The sequence below is a fragment of the Photobacterium japonica genome, assembly GCF_050337005.1.
Classification (GTDB): domain Bacteria; phylum Pseudomonadota; class Gammaproteobacteria; order Enterobacterales; family Vibrionaceae; genus Photobacterium; species Photobacterium japonica.
On the sequence record NZ_JAKJSN010000021.1, the window covers coordinates 95,409 to 102,173 of the forward strand.

The 6,765-nt window shown below is 48.5% G+C and carries 7 protein-coding genes and 1 riboswitch; of the genes, 5 read left to right on the forward strand and 2 right to left on the reverse strand.

Annotated elements, in window-relative coordinates:
• The first annotated feature begins 16 nt into the window (after window positions 1–16).
• Together fabR and L4C36_RS09780 are read left to right on the forward strand one after the other, a co-directional pair.
• Complete coding sequence (gene fabR, locus L4C36_RS09775) at window positions 17–649, forward strand: HTH-type transcriptional repressor FabR (RefSeq protein ID WP_428477610.1); 633 nt, start codon at window positions 17–19, stop codon at window positions 647–649.
• A gap of 18 nt (window positions 650–667) precedes the next feature.
• Window positions 668–1,045 carry a YijD family membrane protein gene (locus L4C36_RS09780; RefSeq protein ID WP_428477611.1) on the forward strand — a complete coding sequence of 126 codons (378 nt, stop codon included), beginning with the start codon at window positions 668–670 and terminating at the stop codon, window positions 1,043–1,045.
• Window positions 1,046–1,134: 89 nt separating this feature from the next.
• Here L4C36_RS09780 and trmA read toward each other — a convergent pair whose 3' ends face one another.
• Window positions 1,135–2,241 carry a tRNA (uridine(54)-C5)-methyltransferase TrmA gene (gene trmA, locus L4C36_RS09785; RefSeq protein WP_428477612.1) on the reverse strand — a complete coding sequence of 369 codons (1,107 nt, stop codon included), beginning with the start codon at window positions 2,239–2,241 and terminating at the stop codon, window positions 1,135–1,137.
• Between the two features lie 149 nt (window positions 2,242–2,390).
• Window positions 2,391–2,618: riboswitch (cobalamin riboswitch) on the forward strand.
• 39 nt (window positions 2,619–2,657) lie between these two features.
• Between trmA and L4C36_RS09790 the strand changes: the two genes are divergently transcribed.
• The 3 genes from L4C36_RS09790 (at window position 2,658) to murI (ending at window position 6,070) form a co-directional block, all read left to right on the forward strand.
• Window positions 2,658–4,472 carry a TonB-dependent receptor domain-containing protein gene (locus L4C36_RS09790; RefSeq protein ID WP_428477613.1) on the forward strand — a complete coding sequence of 605 codons (1,815 nt, stop codon included), beginning with the start codon at window positions 2,658–2,660 and terminating at the stop codon, window positions 4,470–4,472.
• Window positions 4,473–4,528: 56 nt separating this feature from the next.
• The gene (locus L4C36_RS09795; RefSeq protein WP_428477614.1) at window positions 4,529–5,203 is read left to right on the forward strand and encodes a Dph6-related ATP pyrophosphatase; all 675 of its coding nucleotides are present in this window, start codon (window positions 4,529–4,531) and stop codon (window positions 5,201–5,203) included.
• Window positions 5,204–5,281: 78 nt separating this feature from the next.
• The gene (gene murI, locus L4C36_RS09800) at window positions 5,282–6,070 is read left to right on the forward strand and encodes a glutamate racemase (RefSeq protein WP_428477615.1); all 789 of its coding nucleotides are present in this window, start codon (window positions 5,282–5,284) and stop codon (window positions 6,068–6,070) included.
• On the opposite strand, the gene L4C36_RS09805 is transcribed toward murI, so the two are convergent.
• Window positions 6,042–6,497 carry an RNA recognition motif domain-containing protein gene (locus L4C36_RS09805; protein ID WP_428477616.1) on the reverse strand — a complete coding sequence of 152 codons (456 nt, stop codon included), beginning with the start codon at window positions 6,495–6,497 and terminating at the stop codon, window positions 6,042–6,044. The genes murI and L4C36_RS09805 overlap by 29 nt on opposite strands.
• Window positions 6,498–6,765 lie beyond the last annotated feature (268 nt).

The window sequence follows — 6,765 nt, forward strand, 5'->3', positions numbered from 1 at the left end:
GAGAAACAGACAACCCATGGGTATCAGGGCTCAGCAGAAAGAAAAAACCCGCCGCTCACTGATTGATGCTGCATTTAATCAATTGAGTGCTGAACGCAGTTTTTCCAACTTAAGCTTGCGGGAAGTGGCCAGAGAAGCCGGTATTGCTCCGACCTCTTTTTATCGTCACTTCAAAGATATGGATGAGCTCGGTCTAACCATGGTGGATGAAGGCGGTTTGATTTTACGCCAACTGATGCGTCAGGCTCGCCAGCGCATTGCCAAAGAAGGCAGTGTGATCCGTACCTCTGTTGAGACTTTTATGGAATTTATTGAGAGCAGCCCGAACGTGTTTCGGTTGTTGCTGCGTGAACGCTCTGGTACCTCGCCGGCGTTCAGGGCAGCGGTTGCTCGTGAGATCCAACATTTTGTCGCTGAGCTGACGGAATACTTAGTGGCAAAAACGGGTGTGACGCACGAAGAGGCGTACACGCAGGCAGAAGCGTCGGTCACCTTGGTGTTCAGTTCGGGCGCGGAAGCATTGGATTTAGACAGCCATGCTCGTGGTGAGCATGCTGAACGATTGATCATGCAATTGCGAATGATTGCGAAGGGTGCCTACTGGTACCGTAAAGAGCGTGAGCGCAGAGAGCTCAGGCAAAAACTTTAACTTTGTTGGTGAATGGATATGAACAAGGAACAAATCAAAGCAGAACGTAAAACATTGGTATTGTCACTGCTGGCTGGCTTATGTGGTAATGCGACATTGGCGGTATTCACGTCTAGTGCCGTCGCTTTCTCTGTTTTCCCCGTGATTGCGTTCGCATTGGCAGTGTACTGCCTGTACCAAGAATACCTAAGCAAGCCGATGGCGGAAGGTACGCCAGCGATCGCATTCGCCTGCTTCTTGGTGGGTGCATTTGGTTACTCGGCTTTCTTGCGTGCACAGCTGCCAGACATGGGCTCTAACTTCTTGTCACTGATGATCTGTTTGGGTCTGTTGTTCTGGGTGGCTATCAAGCTGGGCATCATGAATCCAAAAGCAGAGTCAGAAGCACAAGCATAAGACGTCACGCGGTGGTTATCGCGAAGACAAAAAAGGCGCATCATGATGATGCGCCTTTTTTTATGCTCAGTTTTTGCAACAGGGAACGTTTACTTACGTTCTAGCAGCACACCAGCTTCCATGTGGTGGGTATACGGGAACTGATCAAACAACGCAAAGCGGGTAATGCGGTGCGTTTCGCTCAAAATTGCCAGATTGTCTTTCAGTGTGTCTGGATTGCATGAGATATACATGATGCGCTCGTAGCCCTGTACCATGCGGCACGTGCCTTCATCCATACCTGAGCGCGGTGGATCAACAAAGATCGTGTTGCAGTTGTAGCTTTGTAGATCCACACCTTGATCTTTCAGGCGACGGAACTCGCGACGCCCTTCCATTGCATCGGTAAAGTCTTCGGCTGACATGCGAATGATTTGCACGTTGTCGATGTTATTCACTGCAATGTTGAACTGTGCCGAATCTACTGATGGCTTAGCCAGTTCGGTTGCCAGTACACGCTCAAAGTTTTGCGCCAATGCCAGTGAGAAGTTACCGTTACCACAGTACAGCTCCAGCAGATCGCCTTGGCTGTCTTGGGTACAATCAACCGCCCATTCCAACATCTTTTGCGCCACTTCGCCGTTTGGCTGGGTGAAGCTGTTTTCTACTTGCTTGTATGTCAGTACGCGATCGTTCACGTTCAGCTTTTCGATCACGAATTCCTGATCCAGTACGATTTTCTGCTTACGTGCACGGCCGATGAAGTGCAGTTTGAAGCCTTCATCATTCAAACGTTGTTTCAGTGCGTTCGCTTCTGCAGTCCACGCGTCGTCAAGTTGGCGGTGGTACAGCATCGATACCAGAATTTCACCGCTAAGTGTTGACAGGAAATCAACCTGGAACAGCTTATGGCGCAGTGCCGGGATCGGTTTGATGGCTTCAACCAGCAACGGCATGATGTCGTTGATCAGGCGGCTTGCCGCAGGGAATTGATCCACGCGGTATTTTTCGCGCGTCTCTTGGTTGAACATAATGTAGTAAAGATCTTCGCCTTCGTGCCAAACGCGGAACTCTGCACGCATGCGGTAATGCTCGGCAGGAGAGGCAAACACCTCAAGCTCAGGGGTTTCAAAATCACTGAAGATATTTTGAATACGCGCTGCCTTTTCATCGAGCTGTGCTTGATACTCAGCTGGATTGATGTCGGTAGATGCCATAGTGGTTGCCTCAGAAACTGCTCAAAATAAGAGCGCCGATTTTATTGCATTGTTGACCGATGTCCAGTGTTGTGCCCGATAAAAATGTTGAAACCGACGATATTTCGTTATCTAAGGGAAATGACACTAGACATTGCCCGAGGGGAAAACTAGCATTCGTTTGCGCTGGTTAGCCTGATGATTCAGGCACAGGGAATACGGTGAAAATCCGTAACTGACGCGCAGCGGTGATAGAGAACGAAAGCACATGGACGTCAGTTCCGAACACTGCTTCTACAGCTTATGCAAAGTAAGCGCTTGAAGTGGGAAGTTGTTGCCTAGGTGGTTATCCAACCATGCTCTTAAGTCCGAAGACCGACCAGTGTACCGAGTCAACACCGACTCAGTAATCAACGCGACTTAAGGTAATCCATACAATGAAAAAAACGCTTTTAGCTGTGGCGTTGGCACCCCTATGCCTGCCATATAGCGCTGCTGCACAATCACCCGATGAAGTGATGGTGGTAACCGCCAACCGATTTGAACAGCCGATCAAAGAAGTGATCGCACCCGTCTCTGTGGTGACTAAAGAAGAAATTGAAGCTATTCAGGCAAAATCGCTGGCGGAAGTGCTGCGTCGCTTGCCTGGGGTACAGATTGTTTCGGGGGGATATGGTCAAAACACGGAAGTCTATGTACGTGGTACCTCGTCTAAACATCTTCTTGTTATGATCAATGGTGTCCGTATCGGTAGTGCCACACTGGGTAGTGCAGACTTCAGCCAAATTCCGCTGACGGGTATTGAGCGTATTGAATTTATTCGTGGCTCACGTGCCGCGCTCTATGGCTCTGATGCTATTGGTGGGGTGTTGAATATCATCACGGATTATCAAGCCGGTGAACAACAAGCGCAGATCAGTGCTGGCATTGGCAGTGATGGGTATACACAGGTAGGCGGCTCGGTCGCTGGCACCTTGGGACAACATAGCTGGGGGAAGCTTGCGGTGAAAACGGAGCAGGCTGATGGTTTCTCTGCTCGTCAGTTGCCGTTTGAGCAAGATGATGATGGTTTTGAAAGCCATAACATCGTCGGTGAAATTGGTACTGCTGTGGGAGATAACTGGCAGTTGAGTCTGCAGGGGTACTATCACGATGGTGAAGCGGATTATGATGATGGCTATGGTGCCATTGGTGCGTATACCGATAGCAGTTTATATAACATTGCAGCGAAAGCGGCCTATACGCGTAATAACCTTGTAAGCGAAGTGACGTTGGCGCATAACCAAGACAAAGCGCAGAATAACAGCCAAGGTGTCACAGGCAGCGAGATCAAAACCGAACGTTTCCTTGCGAACTGGCTGAATCATTATCAAGTGAACCAGCAGTTGGGTGTGGGTGGCGGTTTGGAGTTTTATCGCGATTCGGTGTCCAACAGTACTACCGTCTATGAAGAAGATGAGCGAGATAACGTTGCTGCGTACATCAATACTCTGTACCGCGAGGGTAATGTACAGCTAGAAGGTAGTGTTCGCACGGATGACAATGACAGCTACGGCACCAATACCACATGGTTGGTGGCGGGGGCGTTTTCGTTCCTTGAGGATTATCAGATTTCAGCTAGCGTGGGAACCGGCTTTAAAGCCCCTACTTTTAATGACTTTTATTGGCCAAATTCGGGCAACCCGAATTTAAAACCAGAAGAGTCGACCAACTATGAGTTGTCGCTTTCCGGTTCGCAGGCATGGTTGGATTGGCGAATCACGGGTTACCGTAATGATGTTGAACAACTGATTGCGTGGGCGCCGATCGATAATAGCGATCCGTTCAGTGACTGGTTACCGATGAACGTGGAAGAAGCCCGTTTACAAGGTATTGAGCTCACGACGCATTTCAATACGGGTCCTGTTTATCATGATCTGAGCTATGACTATTTGGATGCGGAAGATACCAAGACCGGTAAGCAATTGATCCGCCGCTCTAAGCACAGTGCGAAGTGGAATGTCGCCTATTTGCTGGATCAGTGGCAGTTTGATGCAAGCGCGTTGTATAAGGGCAAGAGTTACGAAGACGCGGCTAATACCGAAACATTGGACGCGTATGTTTTGGTGGATGTCGCAGCCAGTTACTTCATTAATGATTATCTGACGGTACGTGGTCGTATCGCTAACCTCTTCGATGAAAACTATACCGCAAGAGATTCCTATAACGTTCAAGAGCGTAGTTATTACGCCACCGTGACGTACCAGTTTTAAATGATGAATAAGCCACCTTCGGGTGGCTTTTTTGACAGTGATTGAAAGGAAAAATGATGTCTCCTATCAAAACCATCGTGAGTTGGTCATCCGGTAAAGATTCCACCCTCACCTTATTGCGCCTGTTGCGTGATCCTTGTTATGACGTTGTTGGACTATACACCTCGTATGTGGCAGATGAAGTGCCGTTTCAGGCAACCCCTATTGAGGTTGTCCGCGCACAAGCGGCACTCTCGGGCTTACCGTTGGTGGAAATTGTATTGCCGGAGGTGTTCCCGCCTAATGCGGTTTATCAGTCTTTGATTGTTGAGGGGCTACGCAACTGTGGGCTCAGTATTGATGCCGTCGCCTTTGGCGATATGTTCTGCAATGGGATTGCGGACTACCGATGTAGCTATATAGAACCGGCAGGTTGGCAGTGTGTTTTTCCGTTAATGGGAGAGCCGAGTGCTCAGTTGGCACGAGAGATTGTCGATTGTGGGATAAAAACCTTAGTGGCCACGGTCGATACGAGCCAGTTGTCGGGGGAGCATTGCGGACAATGGTATAGCCATGCCTTTATTGCGTCATTGCCAGAAAACGTAGATCCGTGTGGCGAGGGCGGGGAATTCCATACCTTAGTGGTTGAAGCGCCATGCTTTAATGGCCGACTGAACATTAAGGTGTTGGCAATTGAACGGCAAGCGCGATTCCATTATCAGCGCTACCAGCTGCAAGAACCGCAGCAATAAGTGGTAAGACTTTTGGTACTCACCGGGATTCGCAGTATCATAAGTCCCCTCGAAAGGCGGTGATAAAGGTAATGAAGAGTGAAGCGGGTTCTGATTTTTGATTCTGGTGTGGGTGGGTTATCGGTATACCAGGAGATATACGCGCAATTGCCTCATCTTCAGTATATTTATGCGTTTGATGATGCTGCTTTCCCCTATGGGGAATTGCCTGAGGCGGAGTTGATTGAACGCGCCAGCCATATCATTACCTTGCTGGTGGCACGTCACCACGTTGATTTGGTGGTGGTCGCCTGTAATACCGCTAGCACCATTGTATTGCCGACGTTACGAGAGCTACTGAGTATTCCTGTTGTGGGGGTAGTACCGGCGATTAAACCTGCCGCTTTATCCAGCCAGCGAAAAGTGATCGGCTTATTGGCCACACCGGCAACAGTACAGCGTGCCTATATTGATACGTTGATCTGCCAGTTTGCCAGCGATTGTGAGGTCATGCGTATCGGTTCAACCCGTTTGGTTGAAATGGCAGAGGAAAAGCTCAGAGGTCAATCTATTGCTATTGATGAAGTACGAGAGATTTTACGCCCTTGGCAGCAACGGGTAGACAGTATCGTGTTGGGGTGTACGCATTTCCCGTTAATAAAAGAGGAAATACGCGAAGCCTTTCAAGATCCTGTACAGATTATAGACTCTGGGCGGGCGATAGCTGCGCGAGTGAAAGTGTTGCTGGGGGATACCGTGGATGGGACATTGCCGTTGCCTAACCTGACATACAACAGTGCCGCCGGAAAATCCTTGGCGGCACTGAATCGGAGTCTTGAAGCCTTACACCTAGAGGCTGTTACATCTCTTCATTATCCTCGGCTTTAGGCTCATTGGCTTCACGCACTTTCAAGGTGCGTTGGCCGTACTCCTTATTATTTAAATGCGTTATCGCATTCTCTGCATCTTTACTGTTCATCACCACAAAGCCAAAGCCTCGTCGTTTACCGGTTCGCTTATCCTTCATTAAGCGAACCGCAAACACTTCACCATGTTCAGAAAACAGCTGCTTGACCTCATTTTCATTCGCTCGATAAGGCAGGTTACCGACATAAAGGGTTTTGCTTGCTTGCGTGGTGTCGTCTTGCGTAGAAGGGGCTGGTTGAAAAGAGGGAATGATCGGCAAAACAAAAGCAGTACACAGTACACCGAGGGCAAAGGCGATGCCGGCTGAAACAGGAAGGAGACTAAAGATGATCCCTCCGACAACAGCGATTGCAAGAACCGGTATTAGGGTTTGATTGGATAATTTCATATTAAAAACTACATCGTCATAAGAAAAAGAGAAGAAAGACGTTATTGGTTATTTTAACAACAGAGTCACATTGATATTACTTTTATTGACTTAGAATTGCTAGTGAGTGAATGTGACAACCCTCTAATGTTGAAATTAGAGTCAGTTTTACCACGTTAGCTCAATTAATCGCCATGTGATATTTTTTTAAGAAAAAAGGCTTGTCAGTGTGCGCGAAGTCTCTATAATGCCGCCTCACTGACACGGAGAACGGCAACTTAAGTCGCTA